Here is a 25,650-nt window from a genome sequence, read left to right as displayed (position 1 = left end):
CGCCTGCCGTGACTGGCTGGCGGCTTTTACCGTTGTAAGGTGTCCAGAGACATAGGGCATCGTCTGCCCAGAAAACGCCGCAGAAAGTGCAGGTTTTGCGGGTAAACCGTCATATGACCGGCGGCTCTGATGCACACAAAAATTTTGACAAAACCCAAGAATCGGACAACGCTCGGACGCACGTATTTTTAGAAAACAATTTTTTTACTCTCGTCACAATTGCTTCAAAGAGGTTCTAAATGTTTGAAAAACCAAGCAGATTCGTGGATCGTGTATTCTTGCACTGCTCTGCGTCGGACAATCCCTCCCATGACAATGTGGCCACGATCAAACGCTGGCACACTGATCCGAAACCCCAAGGCCGAGGGTGGAGCGATACGGGATATCACTATTTCATCCGCAAGAATGGCATACTTGAAAACGGTCGCCCGCTGAGCCGGACACCGGCTGCGCAGGCGGGCCATAACACCGGCACCATCGCGATCTGCCTGCATGGGCTGGATGAAGACAAGTTTACCGAAAGCCAGTTCGCCACTCTGAAAAACCTGTGTGTCGAAATCAATGACAGCTATGACGGCACGCTGACCTTCCATGGCCATCGCGAAGTGGCGTCCAAAGCCTGCCCGGTCTTCGACTATAAGGCCGTATTGAAGCTGGATCAGTTCGGGCGCCTGGGTCTGGACGGCACTGTGGCGCAACCGCTGTTCGAGGTCGACGACAAAACGCCCGACAGCCTCCCCACGATCCGCCGCGGCGACCGCGGCCCGGCGGTGGCGCTCTTGCAGCGGCTTCTGATGATCAAGGATGACGGGATTTTTGGGCCAAAGACAGATGCAGAAGTGCGCAGCTTCCAGACATCCAAGGGTCTGGTGCGTGACGGGATTTGTGGCCCAATGACCTGGGCGGCCGTGCTGAACAACGACCGCATCGTTCACGCCAGCGACGAGTAAGCTGCACATTGGCGGGCGTATCCCGCCTTTGCAGTCTTGGGAGGGAAAGAGCGTGGGCGATCCGCTGACGTTTCAATCATGGATGACATCCGGCTTGTCTTCGGCGCTGCCTGCGCGCGCTGATGACAGCGGGTTGCCGCCATCCGCCGAGGCCATGATCGAAGCCGGTCTGCGTTTGTCGAACATTCCCGATCCGATCATGCAAACCATCGCCCTGCGCGGACCGGGCGATGTTTTGCGGTTAGAGGCGGGAACGATCACAAAATGCGTTCCGGCGCCCGGCGCGCGGGATTGCGCGCCGAATTTCTTTCCTTATGTGGAGTTCTCAGAACCGGAGCTACCCTGGCTTTATACGCCGGCCAGGCCAGGCCCGTCTGACCGGCTGATCCCCTGGCTGAGCCTGATCGCGGTGGAGGAGGGGCCGGGCATCGTCCTGTCGCCGCTGTCCGATCCGCCCGTCATGCGCCTGTCGATCGCTGACGGGGCCGGGGCCATTTTGCACCCGCTTGACCAGGCCTATGCCTGGGCGCATCTGCAGGATGTGCCGGGGCCATATGGAACGCGCCGTGTGGCGCGTCTGCTGTGTCCGGCCAAGCTGAAGCCCAATGCGCAATACACCATCTGTCTGGTGCCCAGCTTCGAAGCCGGCCGCCTTGCAGGGCTGGGGCGTGCGCCCGAAACAGACGGGCGGCTTCTGTCCTGGGAGGATGGCACAGGCGCGTTGGATTTGCCGGTCTATCACCATTGGCGGTTCAGCACAGGCTCCGCCGATTTCGAGGCGTTGGTGCGCCGCCTCTTCCCTTTTGAGGCGGATGCCAGCTTGGGTCTGAACGACCTCGATCTACGTTATCCGCGCGGGGGGCTTAACCTGAAGGATCTTGATCTGGGGCACCGTGCTGAAAAGGCGGCGCGGGTCAGTTTTGCGGGGGCGCTGACCTCACCCGTCGCAAAGCGCCGGGATTGGGACGAACAGCACCAGAGGCCCTTCAAAACCGCACTGCACAATATGCTGAACGCTAAGGTGCAAAAGCCCGGAAACCGGAACAGTTACTCTGCGCTTGAGCATGACCCGGTGATCACGCCACCTACATACGGATCCTGGCAGGCCGGTCCCCAGCCTGTGGAAAAGCCTCAGCCGAAATGGATGGACAGCGCCAACACGGATCCTGCGCAGCGGGCGGTTTCGGGCCTTGGCACGCGCGTTGTCCGCAAGCATCAGGAAGAATTCATGGGCCGCGCCTGGGCGATGCTGGCCAAACATGATCAGATCGACGCGACCCTGCGCCATGCCCGCGTCGCGATGAGCGTGGGGACGCGCGTGCATTCCCGGCTGGGTGATCTGGAACAGGCTGACCTGATCCAAATCACCACGCCCATTCACAAGGCGGTCAAGGCAAGGCCCGACAAACCGGCCAGCGTGGCCGAGGCGCTGTTATCGAACGCGGCGATCCCGGATGCGGTGTTTTCAGCCACCTTCCGCAAGGTATCCGTGCGCGCAGCCAAGGCTGTCACGCCCAAACGCGCGAAACCCGCCCCAAACCCGGTCGAGTTGACCGCAGCGGTCACGTCGCTGTGCCTGTCGGGTCAGTCGCAGGTTCTGGGCGATCACTATTTCAGCCTGACGGCGAATGTGATGGCGCCCCCGGATGTGACCGTCGGGGGGACCACACTGAGAAGCGGTGCGTCGATCGAGATGCTGGCCGGCCAGGCCAAGTTGCCGCTGGACAAAGGGGCGCTGGCGGCTGTTCCCGGCATGACCGTGCCGCGCATCACCGAACGTGTCCGGCCCAAGACACATATCGCGCGGTCGGTTGCTGCACCCAACCTGGGCGATCTGAAGGGGCGACTGCTGGTCGAAACCGAACCGGCAAGACTGCAGCAGGATCGCGTGTTTGACCGTATCGGCGGGCTGACCCCTGACATGGCACCGGGCTTTGCCATCCCGCGCAGGGTTCGGGCGCAGATCCGGTTTGACGAAGCAAGCTATGCCCGGCTGATGCGCCATGACGAACGGATGATCCTGCCCGGGGCCGAGACGATCCCCGAGGACGCCGTGTCGGTCGTGGAAACGAACCCGGCTTTTGTCGAAAGCTATCTTCTTGGTCTCAATCACGAAATGAGCAGGGAGTTTGCCTGGCGCGGCTTTCCAACCCGGCTGGATGCGACGTGGTTTGACACGTTCTGGGATTACGTTGACGACCCGGACGCCCGCGATATCGACCCGATCGCAACCTGGCGCCGCGACAGGCCCCTGGGGGGCGGAAAGGCAGGGCCGGGGCGCGATGCGGTTGTCCTGCTGAAAAGCGAGCTGTTTCGGAGGTATCCCGATACGCAGGTCTATCTGGCCCCGGCTGAATGGCGCGCGCCAACCAAGGACGAGGCGCGAGCGATGGATGCTGTCAACCGCCGCCAGGGGCAGCCCGAGGGCGAGGCAATCCGCACGGCAATCCTCTCCAAACCACTCTATCCGCTGTTTCAGGGTAAGATCGGGCCACAGATCAGCTTCTTCGGCTTTGACATCGACACCGATGAGCTGCAGGGCGATCCGAGACCTAGCAAGGATGCGGGCTGGTTCGTTGTATTCGAACAGACGGTGAAAGAACCTCAGTTCGGTCTTGACCTGCCGGATGGGTTCAGCCCCGACAGTGCCCCTCGCCGCGCCGACAATCTGCATTGGGGGCATTTCAGCGCTTCACTGGCGGAGTTCGAAGCGATGACCTTTGCAAGTACTGCGCCGCTTTGGAAAGACACGCCAATCCAGGGCGCGCGCTGGGGCAAAACCGCAGCTGAAACCGCGCGGCTGGCCTATCAATCGCCGGTGCGGATCTTGTTCCATGCCAGCGCCCTGATCGCACGGAGGGGCTGACGGATGGCCAAGACCCCCAAAGACCGCAGAGAGCGCAAGCGAAAGCTTGACCGCAAGCGGGACGACAAAACGATCGCGGATAGGAAAGCCCAGGACAAGAAGGCCGAGATCAAGAAGGCGGAAGATAAAAAGGCCGAGATCAAAAGAGCTGACGACAAGAAAACGATCATCGGCCAGCGCGACAAACCCAAGAAAGTGGATCGGGTTCAACCGGGCCCTGCCGTGACCCAGGCCAAACTGGACCCCAAACGCCCCATCACCGAACAGATGCCCCTTGTTCTGAAAGAGCTGAACAAGGGCCCTAAAGGCAAGGCCCCGAAGATAGAGGTCAGGGAATTCGAAGCTGCGCGCCCGGAAGTCGACTTCGCCCCGCGGATCCAGAAATACCCCAAGGCTTTCATGGATGCGAAACGGCCCTTTGGCCAGTTGCGTGAAGATCTGCCAGTGCTGATGCTTCCCGTGCGGATCGAAACGCGGTTCGTCGGTGCTGGGGACGGGCGGAAACTGCGGGTTCGGATCTATCCCGACAAGATCGGCATTGATGCCTTCGATCCGACGATTTCGCAATCAGAGCTGCAATCGGCGCGCGCATTCATCCGCACCCATGACAAAGCGCCGGAGGCAGACCGGCGCGGCCATTGGGACGGTTTCGTCGCGGTTCATGGTGCACGCAGGGCAGGGTATCTGGCGCGGCTGATTCGAAGGGGTCTTGGGGCCAAGCGGCTGCGCGATCCGTCCAAGCCTTATCGCTCTATCGCGCCTCTGATGCCGGATCGCTGGTTTGTCACGGGCTATACCGATGGGCAGCAGGTGATTGATAGCTACTCCTCGATGATTGCGCGCGATCTGGCTTTCAGCCCGGATTTCGGCAAATCCGGATCCACGGATGGCGGGCTGGAAATTGATCCGGCGATTGCCTGGATGTTCGACTTTCAGAAAGCAATCCAAAAGGGCATGGCGCTTGAGATCCCGGTCTCTGGCGCGGCCAAAACGCGAATAGACGAGCTTTATGTCACGGGCGTCAAAAGCCGTGATGCCAATGGCCAACCGCTGACGCCCGCTGCAGCCGCCACGCTGCTGGACGAGCTTCTGGAAAGCCAGATACATGATCGCGGCGCCGGTTTCGTGCCCACGGGAAGCGCGACGAATAACACCAGCGATGTGGAGGCCGGGTGGTCTCAATACGATGTCGACCCCGAGGCGATCTATCAGCGCAATGTGGTTGAACGCGACAGCGATCCAGCCTTGGCGGCAGGCATCGCCGCACATGCAGATGACGCTTTGTTGCCGCGCAATACGCTGGTGGGTAAATCCGAAGACAAGAAAGCCTATCGCCGTCTTGGCAGCGCGCTGGGCCTTCGGGATGCGTCGGCCCTCAAGCGGTATGATCACCGCACGCTGGACGAGGCCAGCGCATTCGAGGCGATGAATACAGCGCTTTGGCCAGTGACCTGGGGCGAGACCTTCAACACCATGATGAGCGGTCCCAACGGCAATCATCTGTCGACGGGAACGCGCGACTGGGTGCAGGGATGGTTCCGGGATCACGTAAAAGGCGGACCGCATTTGCCCTCCATCCGCGTTGGTAATACGCCATACGGGGTTTTACCCGTGCAAAGCGTGACGGCGGGATACACGACCTCGATCCCGGCGGGGGGTGCGGGCGATACTCGGCGCGAAGCGGTGCTGAAATGGACGACGGAACAGGCTTACCGCGAATGGTATGCAGCCGCGCCGCGTGTTTTGCGGCTGGCGGAACGCCCCGTCGGCTTGCAGGGTTTTGACGAGCCCGGAGGGCGTCTGCTGGAAATCCTCCGACAGGATCCGAACCCGGCACATTTTGCGCTGGAAAAGGCCACAGACAGTACCGGGCTTATGGAACTGCGATACGAGATCCGCAACCGCATCGTGCAGCCTGCCATTCGGACAGAGGCGTATCGCGGGCTTTATATCAGCAAAAGCGGCGGCGATATTCGTGTGTTGCTGGAATCGCTCTGGCGCAAGGCCGGGCGCGAGACCTTTGACGACTGGCCGCAGGCATTCACCTCAGCGACCCATCAGAAAGGCGTGCTTCTGCAGAAAAAACGCCTGTTGGAAGACACCATCAACGGCCATCCGTCCGTCTGGGGCCACCTGCCAACAGCGCTGCATCCTTTCCTGAGGGTTCAACATTTGCGGCCACATGATTACGCGACCTGCATTAAATATCTGGGCGAAATGATCGAGTTGTTGGACGGGCACCTGGAAAACAATGCCCTGTTCAGGTCGCTTTTTGGCACTGCCGCAGGCGCGTTCAAAGGCGTGATCGGAGAGACAACGACCGACGCCGCCCAGGTTTTCCTGGCCTATGAAGACAAGGCCGAGGCCTGGCATCCCGACCATTTCATCCGCATAGAAGAGGGTGAGCAAACCGTGGAACCCGCGGCCTATCTGGCCGAGCTGAAGGGCTATGCCCTCAGTTTCCGAAGCAACGCTCAGCCGCCTGAGCGGAGCGTTTTTCCGAATGGGCGCGAGCCGCTTCTGTACCAATTGCTGCGGGAGGCGATTTTCCGCACCGGAACCGAAGAAGACCCAAACGCCATTGCCGTGCGTGATTGGGGAGAGGTGACGCGGCGCGATCCCGGCGGCACCGCGATTTTTGAGGCGACGCCACCGGAACCCGCTTTGATCGATGCGTTGATCCGTGATGTGAGCGCGCTCAACAAGATGGCCCCGAATGCCAAGGCGACCCGCAAGCAGGAACCTGTGGCCCGTGCCTTGAGCGAAATGAAGAAGGCGGATCTGGACCGGCTGTCTGTCTCGCTTGAGGCTGAGGGACGGCGGTTGACGACAGCCGACGAAGCGGACCGTGGTCGCAAGATCTCGACCCTGTCGCGGGAGATCAAGAATTTCAGCGCGACCCGATCCGCCGGTGCCCAACCCATGCGTTTTCAGGCCGCCAAGAGCGTCCGCGCCGCCCGCCTTCGGGAGATCGAGGCGGCGCTTGATCTGTTCAAAGGGCTGAACCCGGCGCAGTTGGAATTGCTGATGACCCAGACCCTCGGTCTGGCATCCTGGCGGCTGGACGCCTGGCTGGCGGCCTTGCCTGCCAAGCGGCTGGTGGAGTTGCGCGATCAGCGCGGCAGCAAAACCGGTCTGCAGATCGGTGCCTATGGCTGGGTCGAGAACCTTCAGGCCAATGAAGTGCATGCCAACAAGGCCCATGGCCAACGCAGTCAGGGCTTTGTCCACACGCCCTCGCTCAATCATGCCAAGACAGCCGCGATCCTGCGCAGCGGGTATTCCGTTTATGGCGGCGGGGCCGAAGCACCGCTCGCAACGGATCTGAGCTCGGACCGGATGCGGGCGGCTGAATGGATTTTCGATGCCGTAAGGCGGGGACAGGACCTGGGTGATGTGCTGGGCGCGCGGTTCGAAAGGGATTTGAAAGACACCGCCGGGCTTGCCCACTGGATATATCCGCTGCGCATGGCGGTGTCAGAACGGGCGGGGCTCGACCCCGATCCGGCAAACCCGGTTGTGGATGCGTTGGAGCTTAAGCGGCTTTGGGATGATCGTAATCTGCGCAAGAAGTTGAAATCCTCGGCTCTCAGTCAGCTCGAGGCACTGGGCGGAGGGGCCGATGACTTTGACAAGCTGGATCAGCCGATGTTGCGGCTGTCATCGTTGATCGACGCTCTGGCTGACGCGGCGCTGGCCGATGGTGTTCATGCGCTGGTGCAGGGCAATTACGCACGGGCCGGGGCCGCTCTGTCGGCCATTGGCGACGGTGAAACGCCGCCGCCCGAATTGGATATGCTGCGCACCCGGCCGACCGCAGTCAGCCAGACACATCGTGTCGTGCTTCTGGCTGCAGCCGGGAAAGGGTGGGTCCAGCCTGAGCTAGAGGTCTGCCCCCTGGCCTTTGCCGACCCAGCGCTTGAGGCGATGGCGTCCGCAAGGCTGGGTCCTCCGGATCAGTTGATCTTCCACTTTTCGCATGTGGACAAAGACGGTGCGACCGTGACCCAGGGCAAGATCGGCTGGCACGAAGTGATCCGGGCCCAATCGGGCATGGCGGGCGGTGCGCTGCATATGCTGCGCCTTGTGCAGCATGAGGGCGACAGTGACGAGATCGCCGGGCGTGTGCGCCGTGCAGTGGCAGAAATGCACGATCTGGACGCTGCGGCGGTGGTTGTCCTGACCGATGATGATGCCGCGCAGGAACGTGCGGAAATACTTGACCGGTGGCGCGCCTGGGCGCGGGTGATCCTGCGGGCAAGGCCGGTGTCGCCGGCCGACCTGAGTTGGTCAGGCGAGGGGCCGGAAGGGGCGCAGGTGGATCTCAAAGGGTTCGAGGCGCGGGCGGAAGCCCTGGCGAAACATGTGCGGGTTGCCTGCGAACGCATCCTGAAATCCCTGCCGCCGCGCGAGGATGGGGGGCCGGAGTTTCCTGTTGGCCAAACCTCTGCTGCGGTTCTGGGCCGTCAGCTGAACCAACTGGTGCGCGCGGGGCTGGATCAGGCTCGCCTGCCCGACGGGGCGTCTGGCAGTAAAGACGGGGTCTACACCCTTTGCCATAAGCTGGCACCACGGCTGAAAAAGCGTGTCGCCGCGTTGCGGGACGCGGCACTTGACCGCTCGGGCGATACGATGGCCCGGATCGCTGCTGCGCGCGCGCTGATCCGTGTGGCCATTGGTGACAAGGCACATGCCGCGCCGTCCTTTATCCCGAAAGAGATGAAGGCGTTGCGCTTGGGTTTTGAAGCTTCTGGTCAGCGGCTTGATATGACAGAAGGCGGAGCCGTGGCCCCGATGATCTGGCTTGAGAAGATGGGCTATGTGCGCCCTTTCCTGCGTGATCTGGGTGAGGCGCTGATGCTGGACGATTGCGCCACGGTTCTGCCCGAGGCCGCCCAGATGCGTGTCGGTCAATGGCCCGAGGAAAAGACAGCCCCCTGGATCGCTCTGGCCCCGCCCAAGCGCGAGGATGGCGCGACCCTGTCTTGCCTTGCGCTGGGCGACGGGGCGGCGCTGACAGGCGATCAGATCTGCGGCGTGGTCGTGGACGAGGTGATTGACCGCGTGCCCGCAACAACCACCGATGCCGGTGTTGCCCTGCATTTCGATGCGCCCAACACCGCCGCGCCGCAAGCGCTGCTTCTGGCGCTGCCACCTGCGGGGAAAACCTGGGATTATGATCTGATGGTAGACACGGTGCGCGACACCTTCCGCCTGGCCAAGACGCGCATGGTTGATGCCTCGATCATGTCGGATTACAACCAGTTGCTGCCTGCTATCTTCGCCTCCAGCCAGATGCGCACGGGGGGGGCTGCATGACCCGCCGGATGACATGGACCCATTTGCGCTGCAGCTATCGGAGGGAAGACCCCCGGCGCGGGTTGGAAGCGCGACTGGCCGATCCGCTATTCACCCTGGCGCGTCAGTGGCAATTCGGAGAGTTCCAGGGCGATGACGCCGCCACACCCACCGAAATCGCTGTGGAAAGCAGCCATGCGCCGGTAACCGGTCTTGTGCCTGCCAAAGCGGCCAAAGGTGCCACTCCGTCACGCGCTCTTGGCCCATCTGATCTGCTTGAGCCGCTTGTGGAATCCACACATGGGGATGACGATCCCACCGCCTTGCGTCAGGCCGGGGAGGCGGGTCTGCAATTTCTGCGCATGCTTCCCAGCGCGAAACGCGCCAAGGTCAGATCGCGTTTGCAAAAGGCTTATCCGCTGCGTTCGAATGGCCCCGGACATGGCCGCAATCAGACTGTACTGACAGCGCTTGCGCGGGGCAGTTTCGATGGCCGCCAGCTTTATGAAAGCCTGCAGAAGGGCGATCTGTCCTTTCTGGATCAGGCTGGTCTGTCGCAGGGCGCGGCGGTCAAGCTTTCAAAAACCTGGCGGGCCTATTACGAGGCGCGTTTTGTCCCCGGCGCGCCCGCCGCGCTATGGCAGCAAGAGCGGCTGGAACAGGATTTCGGCCTGACCGCGCAGGGCGCTAACAAAACCAACATTCGCCTGAAGGCCGAAGGCTATCCCGGTGGCCATCTGGATTGGCATGCCTTTGACGTGGATGCGCGCCGGTCCGAAGGGATCGACCGGCCTTTGCCCGAAACCCGCAAGGCGGTGATGATCCCCACGCCGGTCCGGTATTCCGGGATGCCGGCAGACAGGTTCTGGGACTTTGAGGATGGCAAGGTCTTCTTCGGTGGTCTGGCGCTGGAACGCACCGATCTGGCGCAGCTGGTCCTGACGGAATTCGCCACCGTCTACAGCAATGACTGGTTCCTTGTGCCGGTGGAAACCGAGACCGGCACGCTCAGCCGGGTGGATCGCATCACCGTGCGGGACAATTTCGGCGAGGTGATCGAAGTGAAACCCGCCGCCCTCGACGAGCCCAAGGGCCGGCCCTGGCGCTTCTTCGAGCTGTCGGGCGACCCGTCGGTGTCCAAGGGTCTGGCGCCGCTGATGTATCTGCCCCGCAGCCTGGATGAAGGCGAAGAAAGCCGCCCCGTGGAAAAGGTCACTCTGGTCCGGGATGAAATGGCGAACCTGGCCTGGGGTATTGAACGCGTGATCGAAGGGCAGGCGGGTCATCCCATCGACCGCGATCAGGACTGGGCGCGCGTGCGCGACGGCTTCCAGACCTATACCGGCGAGGATCCGGACGAGGAGCCGCCCGAAGACGGTGCCTGGCGGTACCGACTGTTGAGTACCGCACCGCCGCACTGGGTGCCTTTCGCGCCTGAGGTGATCAAAGGGTACCCAACCCACCGGCTGATCCGGTCGCGGATGCAGGAATGGCAGCTTCTGGGCGATGCGATGAAAACCTATGCCGGACCGCAGGGCTGCTTCATGGATCCCAGCGCGCCCATGGCCGTGGCCGAAGAGGAACTGCCCCGCGGTGGGCTGAGCCTGACCCGCAGCTGGCAAACCGCGCGCAGCCCCGATGGGCGGCTGCTGCTGTGGCCCGCGCGCCGCAAGGCGCCGGCGTCGGGTGATGCATCCAGCGGACGGCAGGTCGACATGATCGAGATACCGAAGGAGGCACCCAATGCCGAGTAACGGTTTTGCCCCGCTTGACCCGCAGGTCTGGATTCCTTCGGTCTTCCCTCTGGACGCGCCTGTTTTCCGGCAAATGACATCGCTGATTTCCGATCGCGGCTTTGATTTGCAAACGACTGGTAAATCCTGGTCCACCTATCTGTCCGTCACGGATCAGGAGGTACAGGATATCCTGCTTCCACTGTCCCCAGCGCTGACAGCCCTTTTTCTGGCCGGGTACCGGGTGCCTCATATCGACATCGGGTTTCGACGACTGCCGGATGCGGTAGAACCGAACGGCACTTATTTTCACCCGACCAACGGCCACTGGTTGCGCTTTGACCTGGCCGGGCGGCAGGTGGATCGTCTTGTCAAATCGGACGACAGGCATAAGGGAAAAAACCTTGTCCGAATGCAGCTTCTCCCGATCACTCGGCCAGAGGGACAATCGCTGGCAGTCCCTTTGACAGGTGCCGTTTGGGACGAACTGGTCGCGGCCCAGGACGTCAATGATGGCGGCACCGCCATGCGTGATGAGGCGATGCAATCCTATATGAACCGCGTCTTTCAGCGCTATCCGATGGTGATGGGCAACAGCACCGAAAGCATCGCGGCTTATCGCAAGCGCTTGCTGACCCCGCTGCTGGAAGATCAGGGAACAGGCGCCGAGCTGATATTCGATCTGGATTTCGGTTTCATGTCTGATCCGGCGGGCAACGTGCCGCCTGGCACCAGTTTTGTGGATGCCGGTGACAGCGCCAAGGACCAATTGTTCGCGGCAATCCGGCTGACCCTTTTCGACACGATCACCTGGTTTGCAGGACAGGCCCTGATCCGTGCCGCCAATGAGCTGAACACCAGGAATTGCCTGTATCAGTCGGATCCTGATGGCGATGGCGACTCAGATACCAATGACCAGCCGGCCATGGTCGAGGATGAGGGCCTATATGATGAACAAACCGGCCCCACTGTTTCAGAGCCCTATCCCGGAATGCTATGGGTTCTTGATCCGGACCACTGGCAAACCATGGCCACCGGCGCGGAAATCGGCAGTTCTTCTGAAACCGCCTTCGGGCTTTTGGAGGGATACTGCCGGCAGTATTCCGAATTCCTGAACGCCTGTGGGGAGTTCGTTTATTCCGATCTATTGGTCCCAACGTCAGATGACCTAGACCGCGCCGCCGATCCGCCAGCCGCATCCCGACCGGTTGAAGAGTTCTTTTCGGTCAAGACAACGGGTCTGCTGGACGCGAAATTCTACGCCCCGGACGATGCGCTTGTCCGGCCTGAAATCGGGTGCACCCGCAACTGGCAAACCGGGATCGCGCGCTTTCTGGACGTGCAGCTTGGCGTTTCGACCCCGGCAGGCCGATCGCGGATCAAACGGATCAAACGACGCCAGGCGCGCGCCTACCGGAAAGAGGATGATGGCCGCGCCTATTGCAATCCAACGTTTCAGGGCATGCTGGCGGATAGTTTTCTGGCGACCCACGACAGTGACTATGAGGCGCATCGGATCGCCCATCTGCGAACGGACATGCGCGCGCTGGACCGGATGCTGGACGAACTGGCCCAGGCCTCGAAAGGACGGGGAAAGGAGTCGATGGCGCCGCCGCCAAAGACCAAGCTTGCGGAGGATCTTGGTGGTGCGGATCTGCTGCAGCAGGTGGGGCTGGCGCGATATGTCGACGTGCTTCTGGCGCTGTTCAACTTTGGTTATTTCTCGATCGCGCATGTTGTCGGCGATCTGAATGCCGGGGTGGAACCGCGCACCGTCCGGGCCGAGCTTGAAACCGAACGCTCGATGCGGCTGGTGCACAGCCACGATCCGGGCAATTCTATCCTGATCGCGGCTCATGGGATCCCTGAGGGCACGTCTCTGGCCAATTGTGTGGCCTGGCAATTCATGCCCAAACCCGATCCGATCACAGACGAAACCATTCTGGCAGAAATCCGCATGGTCGACGCCGCGCTTGCCCAGATGCTTGAACACCCCGAAGAGCGGCTGGTCATCGTCGCAGCCCCGGGCGTCAAGATCGACGGGCTGGACAGTTTCCTTGTCTCGTGCACGGTCGAAATTCACCGGGTGCAAAGCGTGGCCCTGGTTCCCGATCCCGGCGACCCGATCAATGCGGCAGCCTTGCTGGCCCCGCGCGCGCTGTCGGTTCTCAGCGATATGGAGGCCTATGCCGCGCCGGAACCTTTTGATGAGAACCGCGACCCGCCCGGCCTTCGCGCGATTATCGATGGATGGAAAGAGAAACCGCAGACCATCCCATTAATCCACGTTGCGCCGCTGAAAAAGCCAGGGTGGTCGGGTGTGGTGCTGACCGCGCCTGGCATGCCGCCCTTGCCTAATCCGGATAAGGATTCGAATGCACAGGACAATCCGCAGGCAAAACTTCATCCCTATCGCGGCAAGGACGGGCAGGCGCGCGTCACCATATCCGTTCCCAATGATGGCCGATATTCGCACATGGCGAAATTCGCCTTTGGGTTCAGGTACCGTTTGAAACAGGAATTCCGAAGGAATGGTGAGCGGCACGCGAAGATGGCGATGTACGATTCACCTGCGCCCGAAGGTGCCAATCCGGATGCTGACTCGAACTACGTCTGGGCGTTGTCGGGAGATGTCTATGACATCGTTCAATATGAACTGATCATCTTCAAGACACCTTCGGTGAATGTCTCGGTCGCGGATTCGAATTATTCCTACATCGCCAATCGGATCGAAGCGTGGGACAACCTGCTTGAAGTCGTCACCGGAAGGGATCCTTACGCCGATCTGTTCGATGCAAGCGACGGCAAGAAGGTCTATTTGGGGCGCGAGATGACGTGGCATTACCACGTCTATGACATGCCCATGGATCAGGTGCCCGAACAGGGCACGCCCCTGACCCCGCCGGATCTGATCGCGGCCAATGCCGGGCATCAAAACAGCCCCATCGTCGGGCCCAATGAACGCTGGCTTGAGGCATTGGACCAGGCCGCCATGGTTTCTGCCGCGCAAATGACCTTTGATGTGGCTGTGGGCTTCATCCCGCTTGTGGGCGAGGCGGCGGACCTGCTTGATATCATGCTGTACATGAGCATGGGCACCGACCGCTGGGGCAACAAGATGACCCGCGGGCAGTTCTATCTGACGGTGGGTGGACTGATGTTGCCAGTGGTATCGTCAGCCGCGCTGCGGGGGATGCGGGGTGGCGGCGATGCGATTGGACTGGTCGACGAGGCCGACGAGTGGCTGAAACTTGATCTGCGTCCGGGGGTGATTGAATAACATGGCCCTTCCGACCCCACCGACACCCAGACAAATGGTTGTGAACGCAACCGACGGCTTCAGTGCGGCTCCTTTCTCTCAGGCTACTGCAGAGGTGCTGGAGGCCCGGCGTTATCTGACGCATTTCCACGCGCAATATGGCGGCGCGCTCAGCCAGGCCGACATGGCTGATCTTGTGAAAACGATAAAAGCCGCCGAGGAGGCGGGCCAACCCGAAATGCTCACGCAGTACCTGCGCGGTCGTATGGTCGAGTTTAATGATGCGTTTCGACAAATGGTGGATGGTGCCACACATGTTCGCCGCGCTGACGGCACCGCCGACATGGCATTCGAGGCGGTGTCGAACGTGATGAAAATCGGCAATGACGGACAGATTCTCGGCATCAAATGCAATGCCGAACTGCAAGAGGCCTTTACCGCGTTTCGCGCCCGCCATGCCGCTGATGCGGGCGGTCTGACCGGCAAGGCTTTGGCCGATCACCTGGATCAGGTGGCCGGGATCGACAAATTCATCGCGTTTCTCAAGACCCGCCATGTGACGGTTACGGCAAGCGTCGGGACCGCAGGCAGTGTGCGCACCTTTCCATCGAACATCGATGGTGGGAACCTCAAACGCAATTACGAACAATGGGTCAGGCGTCAGGCTGGCGTTGGCAGTCTGAGCGACGTGAAGGCGCAGCATTTCGCGGATTTCAAGCCCGAGGCTTACGTGGTGTGTGTACAACGCGGCGGACGCCCACGCGCTGCGCTTGATGCGATTGTGGGGCCAAAGGTTATGGACGCGATCACCCGGACCGCCCCGAGGCAAAGTTCTGGTGCGCGGGGCTTCCAGGTCTTCATCCGGGCCGAGAAGGGGCTGGACGAGGTCCTGGGGCCTGGGTGGCGCGGGATTCATGGCGGTCTTGAAAATGCCCGCAAGGCCTTGCAGGTGCAGCACGGCACCAAGATTGCCGACGGCGCCGCGGAATGGACCAATGCGCTGGATAACGCGTGGACGGCGCGCTTTCCCTGGGATTCGGAAATCCCGGTTGAGGTGAAGGAATGGATCGAACGGGGCCTGTGCCACCTGACCGACCCGACCGCCCATGCTCAGACCCTTGGACAAAGCCAACGCGCGTCCCTTTTTCAGCGTACGCTGAAAGGAGAGCATGCCGACATCGCGATGGGCCGCCTGATGGGGCACCAGATCATTGACTTGGACGAGCTGGCGCATCGGATGCTGGACGCCCGTGATTTGCTTGAAAACGCTATGGCGCATACCCCGAACGGGCGGATGGCGAACGGGGTCTTTCCCTATGTCAGCCAGGCGCAGTTCGATGTGATGGGTAAATTCATTACCAGGTCTGGCTCAGGTCCGCAGGAATACCTGTTCGAGGCCGTGCGCGCCATGGAGCGCAACGCCGAACTGGCCCAGACCGGAGCCAGCGGCACCAAGCTGTCTTTCGGGGCGGACCTGCCGCGCATCGACGCGCCCGATCGCTTTGCCGAAGGCTGGGACGAGGTCGAATTCCGGCCCCGCAAGGCTCAGGATCCGACCCCGGTCGGAGAGAACTTCGTGGCCACGCGTGAACGGAAATCGGTGAAATACGTGCTGGCCTATTCGGGGCGGGCCGATGACAGCGGCGCGCTGACGTCGATGGGCAAAGCGCAGCACCAGTTTGGCCAGCAGCTGCGGCGGACGATCATGGGGTCAGGCGAAGACATCCCGCAAGGGGGCTTCCCTAAACTGTCGGCGCGCGACCAGGCCACCGACTTGCTGGAGGAGGGACGCCACGGCCTGGGCCATGTGGTTGAATTTGACGGTCTGCGTATCGACCGTCGGTTCGAGGATGCCGGCGGCGTTCCCGAAGAAGCGCTGGGCACAGGTGCTGTGGCACCTACCGATGCGATGAAAACCGACCTGATCGCCCGGGCCGAAGCCGCCTTTGACGCAACAAACGCGCTTCTCAGCGACACACGCCGCTTGCCTGACGCGCCGGGAATGCTGGATCAGATCGCCGATATGGCCGGTGCCGGGTCGGGCAAGGGGGATGCGCTGCGCGCTGCGGCCAGCACGGCCGATCCGCCGCTTATGGTGAAAGAACTGTTCTTGCTGCGCAGCATGCTCCATTCCTCGGAAACGACCGTTCCCGACAGCCTTCTGGCGCAGGTTCGGGCCATCGCCAATGCCCCTGTGCATCCGCGTGTCACGCCTGAATTCATCGACAAGAAACTGATTCTGTTGTCCGAAAAGCCCCTGCCGGAGCAGATCGACTTTGGATCCCTTGGACCGGACGGAGGCTGACCATGCAGATCCTCTCAGACCTATTCGCCCCTCTCCATGTTGCGCTGCGCGACCGCCACAGCCTGGCGGCCTTTCTCAAGGACCTGAACTGGACAGTCACCTTCAACGACAGGCAGGTCGGGTTTTTCCGCAGCGCCATGGCGGTCGTCGATCTGGTGGAAGAGATCGCGGACCTTGCTGCCCAACTGGTGCGCGACGGTCTGGATGGTGGCGTGGTGGAGCAACTTATCACCAAGGGCGAACAGGTTTTCGATCTGCTGTCGAACCTCGATCCTGACGAAGACGATCTGCTGGAGCTGCCGCATCCCTTCAACGATGCCGCCGCATGGCAGGAAATGGCGCTGCGTCTGCCCGAATATCTGGTCGTCACCTATCTTGAGACGCACCAACCCCTGGCCTTTGAAACCCTCGCTATCACCGGGCTGGTGATCGAAACCGAACGCGATGAAGGCGACCGCACCATCCGGGATCGCAGCATCGACTGGGCAGGCTTCGGAGAGCTGTTCACCGACCCGGTCGCGCGCATGCAATCCATCTATGGCTGGGGCGCGGATTTCGATTTCGACACCGTTGCACTGCGGCTTTTGCGGCTGATCCACGCCATTGGCTTTGTCCCCCGCATCGCCAATCTGCGCCCCGAGCTTCTGGATCTGGCAGCGGCCGCGTCTGATCCGGCCAGCCTGCCAGAGATCGAAATTCCCATATTGGAAAAGATGGCCGCTGATTATTCTGCGCGGCTGAAAGCGTCGCTTCTGGTGGCCCCCGCCGCCGGTCCGGGCGGTGGGATCAGTGGGATCGCGGTAACCAATCTGCTGAATGCCGGGCTGACCGAAGATATCGAATTTGCCGAGGATTGGGTTCTGACCGCCGAAGCCAGCGGCGATCTGGACCGCGCGTTCGAGGCGGTCATCCTCCCCTCGGGTATTGAGCTGCAGGTGCGCTCCGGAACGGTCGCGGCTTCACTTGATCTGGTGGGTCAACCGAAAGAGCCGTGGATCCTGATCGGCGAAAAGAACAAGGCCCGGCTTGAGCTGGGACAGTTCCGCGCCGGTATTGCCATGGACGCGACCGCGAATGAGCAGGAACTGGCGGTGACCTTCTCGACCCGGGGTGCCGAAGGGCAGGGGATCAAGCTGGTGATCTCACCGGGCGATGGCGACGGGTTCATCGCAGATTTGCTGGGCGATCAGGAGATTGCGGTCACTGCAGACTTGGGTGGGATCTGGTCGTCGAAAGACGGGTTCAAATTCGACGGCGGCGTGGGGTTCGAAATCGAGGTGCCTCTGTCCGTCACCTGGGGTCCGCTGAAACTGTCGGGTCTCAGGCTGGGACTTGCCGGCGGCAGCGATGGCGCAACGCTGGAGGCTGCGATCAGCGGCGGCGTCGATTTGGAAGTGCTGGCGGTGGCTGTGGAAGACATCGGCATCCGCGCGCGCGCCTTTCCCACCCCACAGGGCGAAAAGGGGCTTCTGGGGCCGGTCGACATGTCCCTTGGGTTCAAGCCGCCCAAGGGTCTGGGGCTGGTGGTGGACGCGGCTGGCGTGGTCACGGGCGGCGGGTATCTTTATCACGACGAGGCGCTCGCCGAATATGGTGGTGTGGCCGAGTTGGGCTTTATCGCGCTAAAACTCTCGGCCATCGGCATTCTGACCACCCGCATGCCCGATGGCAGTGACGGCTGGTCGCTGTTCCTGTCGGTCTTCAGCGAATTTCCCCCGATCCAGCTGGGCTTTGGCTTCACGCTGAACGGAGTTGGCGGTCTGGTCGGGTTGCACCGCACCTTTGACGACGAAGCCCTGCGCGAGCGCTTCTTTGACGGGGCGATGGACAGTATAATGTTCCCGGCCGATCCGGTCGCCAATGCGCCGCAGATCCTGTCGGATATCCGCGCCGTCTTTCCACCCTGTCAGGGCCAGTTCCTGTTTGGGGCGATGATGAAACTGGGTTGGGGCACGCCATCGATCCTGACGCTTGAGTTGGGTGTGATCGTCGAATTGCCGGACCCCATCAAGATCGTCCTGCTGGGACAATTGGGTATCGTTTTGCCCAGACCCGAAGCGGCAATAATCGAAATCAACATGGACGTGCTGGGCGTTGCCAATATCACCGAAGGCACGCTGGCGCTGGACGCCACCATCCGTGACAGCCACATCCTGCATCTGTTCACCCTGTCCGGTGACATGGCCTTCCGCGCGCGGTTTGGCGATGCGCCCACGATGCTGATGTCCATTGGCGGCTGGCACCCCAAGTTCACCCCGCCACCAGAGGTGCCCAAGCTTAAACGGATGAAAGCCTCGCTCCCGCTGGGCAATCTCGCGGCTGTGGATCTGTCCTGCTATGTGGCGATCACGTCGAACACGTTCCAGACAGGCGGGCGGCTGGATATCTGGGTCAAGGCGTCAGGCTTCACGGCCGAGGGGTATTTCGCCTTTGACGCACTGATCCAGTTCTCTCCCTTCGGGTTCGAATTTGCTGTGGGTTTTGGTGTCAGTGTCCGCGCGGGCAAGGTCAAGCTGATGGGCGTGGATGTTCACGCCACGATTGTCGGGCCGGGCCCGTGGGTCATCACCGGCTATGCCGAGTTCGAAATCCTCAAGATGGACAAGCGGCTGGACCTTGATTTCGAGGTGGGCGAGCGCAAGCAGGTCACCGTCGAAAGCTATGATGTCAGCGCCCTGCTGATCGACGCCCTGGGATTGGCCGATGCCTGGAGTGTTGATGAAAGCCGTCTTGGTGCGCTGAATGTCGTTCTGCGCGATCGCGGTGATGGTGAAGCGCCGGCCGCGCATCCCGCCGGTGATATCGTGGTGCGCCAGACGGTTGTGCCGCTGGGGCTGAAGATCGACAAATTCGGCAATGGCACGGTGACCGGCCCGCGTGAATTTGCCGTGATCAATGCGCTTGTTGGAGGCCAGCCGGAAACGCCACAGGACGACGATGCGGTCACTGAATGGTTCGCGCCGGCCAATTACTTTGTCATGTCGGACGCGGAAAAGCTGAAAGCACCGTCCTATGAGCCACTGCAGTCCGGCATCCGCATGGGTGGAGGGGAAACGCTGACCGGTGGCGCCTTCTCGGCCACGCCGGATGTGGAAGAGATCATCGTGGACCCCGAGTTGAACCAATACATCGGACGCCAGACGCGAAAGCCCGAGAAAACACAAACCACCCGGCGCCGGTCCGACCAGCGCAAGAGCGAGAAGGCAGAGGCGGTCGAAACCGACAGAAAGCGCGGAGCAGCGCAGTTCGATTTTCGCGCGCCCCGCTTTGAAATCGCGGGCAAAACAGGCGATCTGGCAGGCGGGCGCATGACAAGGTCGCACACCGCCGCGCGCGTCGCGTCCCGGCGGCGCGAACCTGAAGTGGCGTAAGACAGGGGTTTTGCCCTAGTCCTCCAGCAGCAATTTGGGTGACAGCGCCTTTGGTGCGGTTTTCATGTGAATGATCGCCGGCGCATTGGCCGCGCGCGCTTCGGCCAATGCGCTCTCAAATGCCTCATTCGTCTCGACCAGCGCACCAAAGCTGCCATAGGCCCGGGCGATGGCCGCGAAATCCGGGTTCACAAGCTGCGTGCCGGACGGCCGCTTGGGATAGTGTTTCTGCTGATGCATGCGAATTGTGCCATACATCCCGTTATCGGCGATCAGGACGATCACATTGGCCCCATATTGCGCGGCGGTGCCGAATTCCTGCATCACCATCTGGAAACAGCCGTCACCGGCCAGGCAGATAACCTCTTTTTCTGGAGCTTGCAGCTTGGCGGCGATGGCGGCGGGCAGGCCGTATCCCATCGACCCGCTGGTAGGGGCCAGCTGCGTGCGCCAGTTGCGATAGCGGAAATACCGGTGCAGCCAGGCCGAATAATTGCCCGCGCCGTTGGTCAGGATCGCGTCTTCGGGCAGAACTGCGGCCAGATGTTTGACCACCCGCTCCATCTTCAGATCGCCGGGGGTTTCTTCGGGTTCCTGCCAGGCCTCATATTCCGCGCGGACCTGACGGACCAGATCGACGCGGTCTGCCTGCGCATCCTGCGCGGCGTCACGCAGTTGCAGCGCCACAGCATTCGGGCGTGCGCAAACCGCCAGTTCCGGGCGATAGACGCGGCCCAGCTCATCCGGGTCGGGATAGATATGGATGAGCGACTGCGTAGGCTGGGGCACCGAAACCAGTTTATAGCCGCTGGTCGTCATCTCGCCCAGCCGGGGGCCCAGTACGCACAGCACATCGGCGTTGCGCACCCTTTCGGCCAGTTTGGGATTGATCCCGATGCCGACGTCACCGGCATAGTTCGGGTGATCGTTTGACATGAAATCCTGGCAGCGGAAGGACGCGGCCACGGGGATCTGCGCAATCCGGGCAAATTCGGCAATGGCCTGTGCGGCCTCGCCCGTCCAGCCGCCACCACCGATCAGAACCAGCGGCCGCTCTGCCGCTTTCAGGCGCGCGGTGATCTGCGCGATATCGTCCGATGAAGCCTGACCTGAGGCCAATGTCGCCCTTCCCACCGGCATGGCCACACCGCGTCCAGACAGCATGTCTTCCGGCAAAGCCAGCACGACGGGACCGGGCCGCCCGTTCTGGGCGACGTGAAAAGCGTGGCTGACATATTCCGGGATCCGGTCCAGGCGGTCGATTTCAGCCACCCATTTGGCAAGGGGGCCGTACATCGCGCGGTAATCGACCTCCTGAAAGGCTTCGCGATCCTTCTGGTCGCTGGCTACCTGACCGATGAACAGGATCATCGGCGTGCTGTCCTGAAACGCCACATGCACGCCCGAGGCCGCGTTGGTCGCGCCCGGCCCGCGGGTGACAAAGGCCACGCCGGGCCGGCCTGTCAGCTTGCCATGCGCCTCGGCCATCATAGACGCGCCGCCTTCCTGCCGGGCCACCACGGTGTCGATGCCCGATTGATACAGTCCATCCAGCGCTGAAAGAAAGCTTTCGCCCGGCACGCAGAACACCCGGTTCACCCCTTGCGCCTTCAGCGCATCGACAAGGATCTGGCCGCCATGTGTTTCGGGTTTGTCCATCTGATGTGCTTCCTTTTGGTCGGATCAGTCGTTGTGCTTGATCTAACGGGAAGCGGGCTTAGGTGCTAGGGCCTGCGCGCAAGCAACCGTTGGGAGGGCGCAATGAAGCTGGATCTGAACTGGGAATTCGTGGCCGACACGGTGATGGGCGGAGTATCCACCGGACATGTGACGTGGGACGACGCTCATCAGGTTGCGCGCCTGACCGGAGAGGTGTCTCTTGAAAATGACGGCGGCTTTGTCCAGATGGCGGCTGACCTGAGCCCAGAACGCGGTCTGTTTGACGCCAGCGGCTTCGACGGGATCGCGCTTGAGCTGCGCGGTAACGGAGAGGTTTATGACCTGCGTCTGCGCACCGATGCACTGTCGCGGCCATGGCAATCGTTCCGAACTGAAGTCACGGCGCCAGAAACCTGGGCCTGCCTGCACATCCCGTTTGACCGGTTTGAACCGCACCGAACTGACGCCGCTTTTGATCCTGCGCGCCTCAGACGGGTGGGGATACTGGCCATTGGGCGCGTGTTCACCGCCGATGTGTCGGTGAGGTCTTTCGGGTTCTATGCTAAGGAAGGCTGACCTATCAGCCCTCGAACATCTCAAGCTTCAGCTTGGGCATCGACCCCATCCAGATCGCCCGGTCGCGATGGTCTTTCAACTCATTCCCGGTTTCCGGGTGGATGAAGACGGTCAACCCGTCCCGGTTCAGCGCCAGCCAGGGCACGATGTGCTGAAACTGGTCCGGTGCAAAAGCCAGCTGGCATGACCACATCGGATGCGGCCCGACGCAGCGTTCATGCACGCGCCCCATATCGGCCTTGAAGGTACGGGCGACCGTCTCGCACAGGCTGCGGGCCTGATCGACGGTGTTCTCATCGAAGTAGACATGCGCATGATAGCTGTGGATCTGGTCCATGATGGTATTCCTTCCGTTCCCAGCATCACGCTAGACCCCAAAACGCCGGCACGCCATGCACATGGGCGAACAGGAACTGTGCGCGGCTCAGCGGTGATGCATGATCCGGCCGATCGTGTTCATCAGAACCTGCGCTGCCAGGATCGAAGTGCTGCCGGTCGGGTCGTAATCCGGCGCAACCTCGACCAGGTCGAGCCCCACGATATCCCCGCGCTGGGCGATGCCGTCGATGAGCTCCAGCACTTCGTAATACAGAAACCCGCCATGGCTGGGCGTGCCGGTGCCCGGTGCGATGGAGGGATCGAAAGCATCAATGTCGATGGTCAGGTAATACCGCTGCCCGGCGGGAATGCGGCGCAGCATCGCCTCGGTTCCCATGGTGCGGACATGGCGCACCGACTGGATGTCCGACCCCATCCTGCGCGCGTCGTCATAGCCTTCCCTGGCCGTGGACGACACATTTCGGATCCCGATTTGCGTCAGCCCGGTGACATAAGGTTTCTCTGCCGCGCGCCGCATCGGGTTGCCGTGGCCAAAGCGCACACCGTGGCGTTCGTCGACGAAATCCAGATGGGCGTCAATCTGGATCACGTGGATCGGATCCTGATCGTCAAAGGCATTTATGCAGGGAATATTGATGGAATGATCGCCGCCAATCACCACGGGCATCGCGTTCGCGGCAAGGATCTTGCGCACGCCTGTTTCGATATTGGCGTGGCTGCGCATCGTATCGGTATGGATGATATCCGCGTCACCAATATCGACAATGCTGACCTTGGCGGGATCCAGATAGGTGACATCATCCTCGAAATCATAGGCACCGGCATGACCAAAGGAAAACAACGTTGAGGCCTCGCGCACCGCGCGCGGCCCCATGCGCGCGCCCGATCGCCATTGTGTACCGCCATCAAATGGCGCGCCCATTACGGCGACATCGGCGTCTATTGCGTTCCAATCGTCCACATAAGGGTATTTGCCAAAGGTGCAGATCCCCACGAAGGGCAGGTTCAGCCGCCCGCCCTCATATCCATGCCCTGCCATTGTCTATGCCACCGCCAAGAAAATCATGTTCGCCGTGCCCCAAAGGGTCATCTGGTAATGGGTATTCTGCCCGCCTTCGTGGCAAAACCAATAACAAAAGTAATTGCCGATGATCAGAAAGCCGGCCCATACGGCGGTGAAAAGCATTGCTCCGATCAGGGCAAGGCTGCGCCCCATTTCGACACTGCCGGTCCCTGCCAGCGCCATGAGAAGCGCCACAACACCGGCGATCAGCATGATGGTCGCGATCAGCTCGGCCAGCACGACGACCCGAAAGGCCAGCCTTTGCAGGTTTCGGTTGGTCACAGCGCGATGAGCCACGCGGGAGAATTCGGCCGGGTATTCAAGCTGCATCCGCTCCATCGACATGACCTGCGCGGTGTAGAGCGCGTTGTTCTCGGGATAGCGGATGTTGTCGTAAAGGCCTGTGGCCAGCCAGGCGGCGATCGCAGCGACAGAAACGGTTTGGGCGATCAGAACAACGGTTTCGAACATAAAAACAACTTTGCGTCAGACAGAAAAAGGGCCGCTGTTTCCAGCGGCCCCTGTGGTGTCTTGGATCAGGTCCAGGCCAGTTCGGCCGGCCGGATCTCGAACGAGATGTGGTGACCACCACCGACAAGGTTGTCCTTGGTGTGGTTGTAAAGCGACCGCCAGTAAGGCTGGATCGTCACACCATCATCCTGCAGGATCTTTTCGCCCACGGCCATCAGCTCGCGGCGTTTGTCCACATCGGCCACAGCCAGCGCCTGCTCAAGCACGGCGTCGAAATCGGGGTTGGAATAGCCGAATTCGTTCCACGCCTCGCCCGTGCGATAGGCCAGCGCCCAGATCTGAACGCCCAGCGGGCGGTGGTTCCAGTTGGTCGAGCTGAAGGGGTACTTGGCCCAATCGTTCCAGAAGGTCGAGCCAGGCAGAACTGTCCGTGTCACGTTGAAGCCTGCGTCGCGCAGCTGGGCCGCCACCGCGTCGGTGGTGTCCTTGCGCCAGGCATCGTCGATCGACAGCAGCTCGAATTCGAAATCGGCCATGCCGGCTTCTTCCAGCAGCGCCTTGGCGGCTGCGGGATCATGCTCCAGCGGGGGCAGTTCGGCATACTCGGGGTGCACCGGCGCGACATGGTGGTTTTCGGCAGTGATGCCGCGACCGCCATAGCCCAGTTCAAGCAGCACTTCGTTGTCGACCGCCAGCTGGATCGCCTTGCGGACGCGCGCGTCGGCATAAGGCTTCATGCCGTTCACTTCGGCCAGCTGGTTTGGACGGATCACGATGGTGGCTGCCGTCACGATCTCGTGCTGGGTCCAGCCATCCTGTGCGCCCATGATGTCGATGAAATCGCCATCGACGGAATAAAGCATGTCGACCTCGTCAGCCTCAGCCGCGGCAACCCAGGCCGACGGATCGGTGCCGAAGTCGATGAACTCGATCCGGTCCAGATAGGCGCCATTGCCTGCGTTCCACCAGGTGTGGCCTTCGTTGCGCACCAGAACGCCGCGCACGCCAACCTCCAGCGACTCCGGCAGGTAGGGGCCGGTGCCGATCGGGTTGTCTAGCATCGTGTCGGGGTCGAACGAGCTGTGAACGATCGCCGCCGGATAATCCGCCATGCCGGGGATCAGCGAGATGTCTGGCTTGGGCAGCATCAGCTTCACGGTGTGGCTGTCGACCACCTGGATCGCGCCGTCGATCGCCTTGCCGGTGTTTTCGTCGATCAGCGTTGCCATCCGGCCCGCCATCGAGTTGCCCTCGACATCCTTTTCGCACCAGCCGGCAATGTTGCGTGCAACATCCTCGGCGGTGAAGTCGTCGCCGTTGTTCCACTTCACGCCCTGACGGACTTTCAGCGTGTATTCGGTCGCGTTGTCGTTGATCTCCCAGCTTTCCAGAAGCGAGGGCTGGAAGGTGCCGTCATTTTCATAGCTGACCAGATATTCCAGCCAGCCGCGGCTGAAGTTCGCGATCTGCGACCAGTCATAGGTGCGCGGGTCTTTCAGCGCGCGCACTTCCTGCTGGATGCGCACGGTGCCGCCCATCTTGTGCGCCGCCGCTTTTGCGGGCGCCGCCATGCCGATCATCGAATAGGCCGTTGCCGCCGTCGCGCCGAAGGCGCTGGCCAGGGCCAGGAACTCCCGGCGGTTGACCGGGTCATTGCCGACCTTTGCGGCGCTGTCGACGATCTCTTTCGGCAGGGGTTTGCCGGTGCGTGTGGTAAAGGTCATTGTCTTCCTCTCTGTTGGATATGTGGCGGGCTGAAC

At 61.5% G+C, this 25,650-nt stretch carries 13 protein-coding genes; 8 read left to right on the top strand and 5 right to left on the bottom strand.

Features of this window, described 5'->3' with window-relative positions; all coding sequences use genetic code 11:
• Nucleotides 1-263 precede the first annotated feature (263 nt).
• The 7 genes from TR61_RS05360 to TR61_RS05330 are packed head-to-tail and all read left to right on the top strand — an operon-like array spanning nt 264 to nt 19,782.
• Nucleotides 264-950 (top strand): peptidoglycan recognition protein family protein, encoded by a 687-nt coding sequence (locus TR61_RS05360; protein ID WP_216595367.1) that lies wholly within the window; start codon nt 264-266, stop codon nt 948-950.
• Between the two features lie 52 nt (nt 951-1,002).
• Nucleotides 1,003-3,816, top strand: coding sequence for a hypothetical protein (locus TR61_RS05355; RefSeq protein WP_172676939.1), 2,814 nt, complete (start codon nt 1,003-1,005; stop codon nt 3,814-3,816).
• Nucleotides 3,817-3,819: 3 nt separating this feature from the next.
• On the top strand, nt 3,820-9,135 hold the full coding sequence (locus tag TR61_RS05350; protein WP_050928765.1) for a hypothetical protein: 5,316 nt from the start codon (nt 3,820-3,822) through the stop codon (nt 9,133-9,135).
• Entirely contained in the window at nt 9,132-10,868 is a 1,737-nt protein-coding gene (locus TR61_RS05345; protein ID WP_172676938.1) for a hypothetical protein, read from the top strand. Before TR61_RS05350 ends, TR61_RS05345 begins: the two co-directional genes overlap by 4 nt.
• The gene (locus TR61_RS05340; RefSeq protein ID WP_050928761.1) at nt 10,858-14,127 is read left to right on the top strand and encodes a hypothetical protein; all 3,270 of its coding nucleotides are present in this window, start codon (nt 10,858-10,860) and stop codon (nt 14,125-14,127) included. Before TR61_RS05345 ends, TR61_RS05340 begins: the two co-directional genes overlap by 11 nt.
• A 1-nt stretch (nt 14,128) precedes the next feature.
• Complete coding sequence (locus tag TR61_RS05335; RefSeq protein WP_172676937.1) at nt 14,129-16,411, top strand: hypothetical protein; 2,283 nt, start codon at nt 14,129-14,131, stop codon at nt 16,409-16,411.
• A 2-nt stretch (nt 16,412-16,413) separates the two neighbouring features.
• Entirely contained in the window at nt 16,414-19,782 is a 3,369-nt protein-coding gene (locus TR61_RS05330; protein WP_050928757.1) for a DUF6603 domain-containing protein, read from the top strand.
• A gap of 15 nt (nt 19,783-19,797) precedes the next feature.
• Here TR61_RS05330 and TR61_RS05325 read toward each other — a convergent pair whose 3' ends face one another.
• On the bottom strand, nt 19,798-21,441 hold the full coding sequence (locus TR61_RS05325; protein ID WP_050928755.1) for a thiamine pyrophosphate-binding protein: 1,644 nt from the start codon (nt 21,439-21,441) through the stop codon (nt 19,798-19,800).
• Nucleotides 21,442-21,543: 102 nt separating this feature from the next.
• Between TR61_RS05325 and TR61_RS05320 the strand changes: the two genes are divergently transcribed.
• Nucleotides 21,544-22,017 carry a CIA30 family protein gene (locus TR61_RS05320; RefSeq protein WP_050928753.1) on the top strand — a complete coding sequence of 158 codons (474 nt, stop codon included), beginning with the start codon at nt 21,544-21,546 and terminating at the stop codon, nt 22,015-22,017.
• A gap of 4 nt (nt 22,018-22,021) precedes the next feature.
• On the opposite strand, the gene TR61_RS05315 is transcribed toward TR61_RS05320, so the two are convergent.
• From TR61_RS05315 to TR61_RS05300, 4 genes are all read right to left on the bottom strand, one after another.
• On the bottom strand, nt 22,022-22,354 hold the full coding sequence (locus TR61_RS05315; protein ID WP_050928750.1) for a DOPA 4,5-dioxygenase family protein: 333 nt from the start codon (nt 22,352-22,354) through the stop codon (nt 22,022-22,024).
• Between the two features lie 87 nt (nt 22,355-22,441).
• Nucleotides 22,442-23,395, bottom strand: a complete 954-nt coding sequence (gene speB / locus TR61_RS05310; RefSeq protein ID WP_050928748.1) for an agmatinase — start codon at nt 23,393-23,395, stop codon at nt 22,442-22,444.
• Nucleotides 23,396-23,398: 3 nt separating this feature from the next.
• Nucleotides 23,399-23,890, bottom strand: a complete 492-nt coding sequence (locus TR61_RS05305; protein WP_050928747.1) for a DUF2165 family protein — start codon at nt 23,888-23,890, stop codon at nt 23,399-23,401.
• 65 nt (nt 23,891-23,955) lie between these two features.
• On the bottom strand, nt 23,956-25,614 hold the full coding sequence (locus TR61_RS05300; protein ID WP_050928744.1) for an ABC transporter substrate-binding protein: 1,659 nt from the start codon (nt 25,612-25,614) through the stop codon (nt 23,956-23,958).
• Between the last annotated feature and the right edge of the window lie 36 nt (nt 25,615-25,650).

It is taken from the genome of Aestuariivita boseongensis, assembly GCF_001262635.1.
In the GTDB taxonomy this organism is placed as follows: domain Bacteria; phylum Pseudomonadota; class Alphaproteobacteria; order Rhodobacterales; family Rhodobacteraceae; genus Aestuariivita; species Aestuariivita boseongensis.
Note: the sequence above shows the minus strand (reverse complement) of the source record. Positions and strands in the feature narration are given on the sequence as shown.

Excerpts from the sequence above, each read along its gene's own strand:
- TR61_RS05350 (WP_050928765.1), top strand. The coding sequence starts at position 3,820 with ATGGCCAAGACCCCCAAAGACCGCAGAGAGCGCAAGCGAAAGCTTGAC.
- TR61_RS05345 (WP_172676938.1), top strand. The coding sequence starts at position 9,132 with ATGACCCGCCGGATGACATGGACCCATTTGCGCTGCAGCTATCGGAGG.
- TR61_RS05340 (WP_050928761.1), top strand. The coding sequence starts at position 10,858 with ATGCCGAGTAACGGTTTTGCCCCGCTTGACCCGCAGGTCTGGATTCCT.
- TR61_RS05335 (WP_172676937.1), top strand. The coding sequence starts at position 14,129 with ATGGCCCTTCCGACCCCACCGACACCCAGACAAATGGTTGTGAACGCA.
- TR61_RS05330 (WP_050928757.1), top strand. The coding sequence starts at position 16,414 with ATGCAGATCCTCTCAGACCTATTCGCCCCTCTCCATGTTGCGCTGCGC.
- TR61_RS05325 (WP_050928755.1), bottom strand. The coding sequence starts at position 21,441 with ATGGACAAACCCGAAACACATGGCGGCCAGATCCTTGTCGATGCGCTG.
- TR61_RS05320 (WP_050928753.1), top strand. The coding sequence starts at position 21,544 with ATGAAGCTGGATCTGAACTGGGAATTCGTGGCCGACACGGTGATGGGC.
- TR61_RS05315 (WP_050928750.1), bottom strand. The coding sequence starts at position 22,354 with ATGGACCAGATCCACAGCTATCATGCGCATGTCTACTTCGATGAGAAC.
- speB (WP_050928748.1), bottom strand. The coding sequence starts at position 23,395 with ATGGCAGGGCATGGATATGAGGGCGGGCGGCTGAACCTGCCCTTCGTG.
- TR61_RS05305 (WP_050928747.1), bottom strand. The coding sequence starts at position 23,890 with ATGTTCGAAACCGTTGTTCTGATCGCCCAAACCGTTTCTGTCGCTGCG.
- TR61_RS05300 (WP_050928744.1), bottom strand. The coding sequence starts at position 25,614 with ATGACCTTTACCACACGCACCGGCAAACCCCTGCCGAAAGAGATCGTC.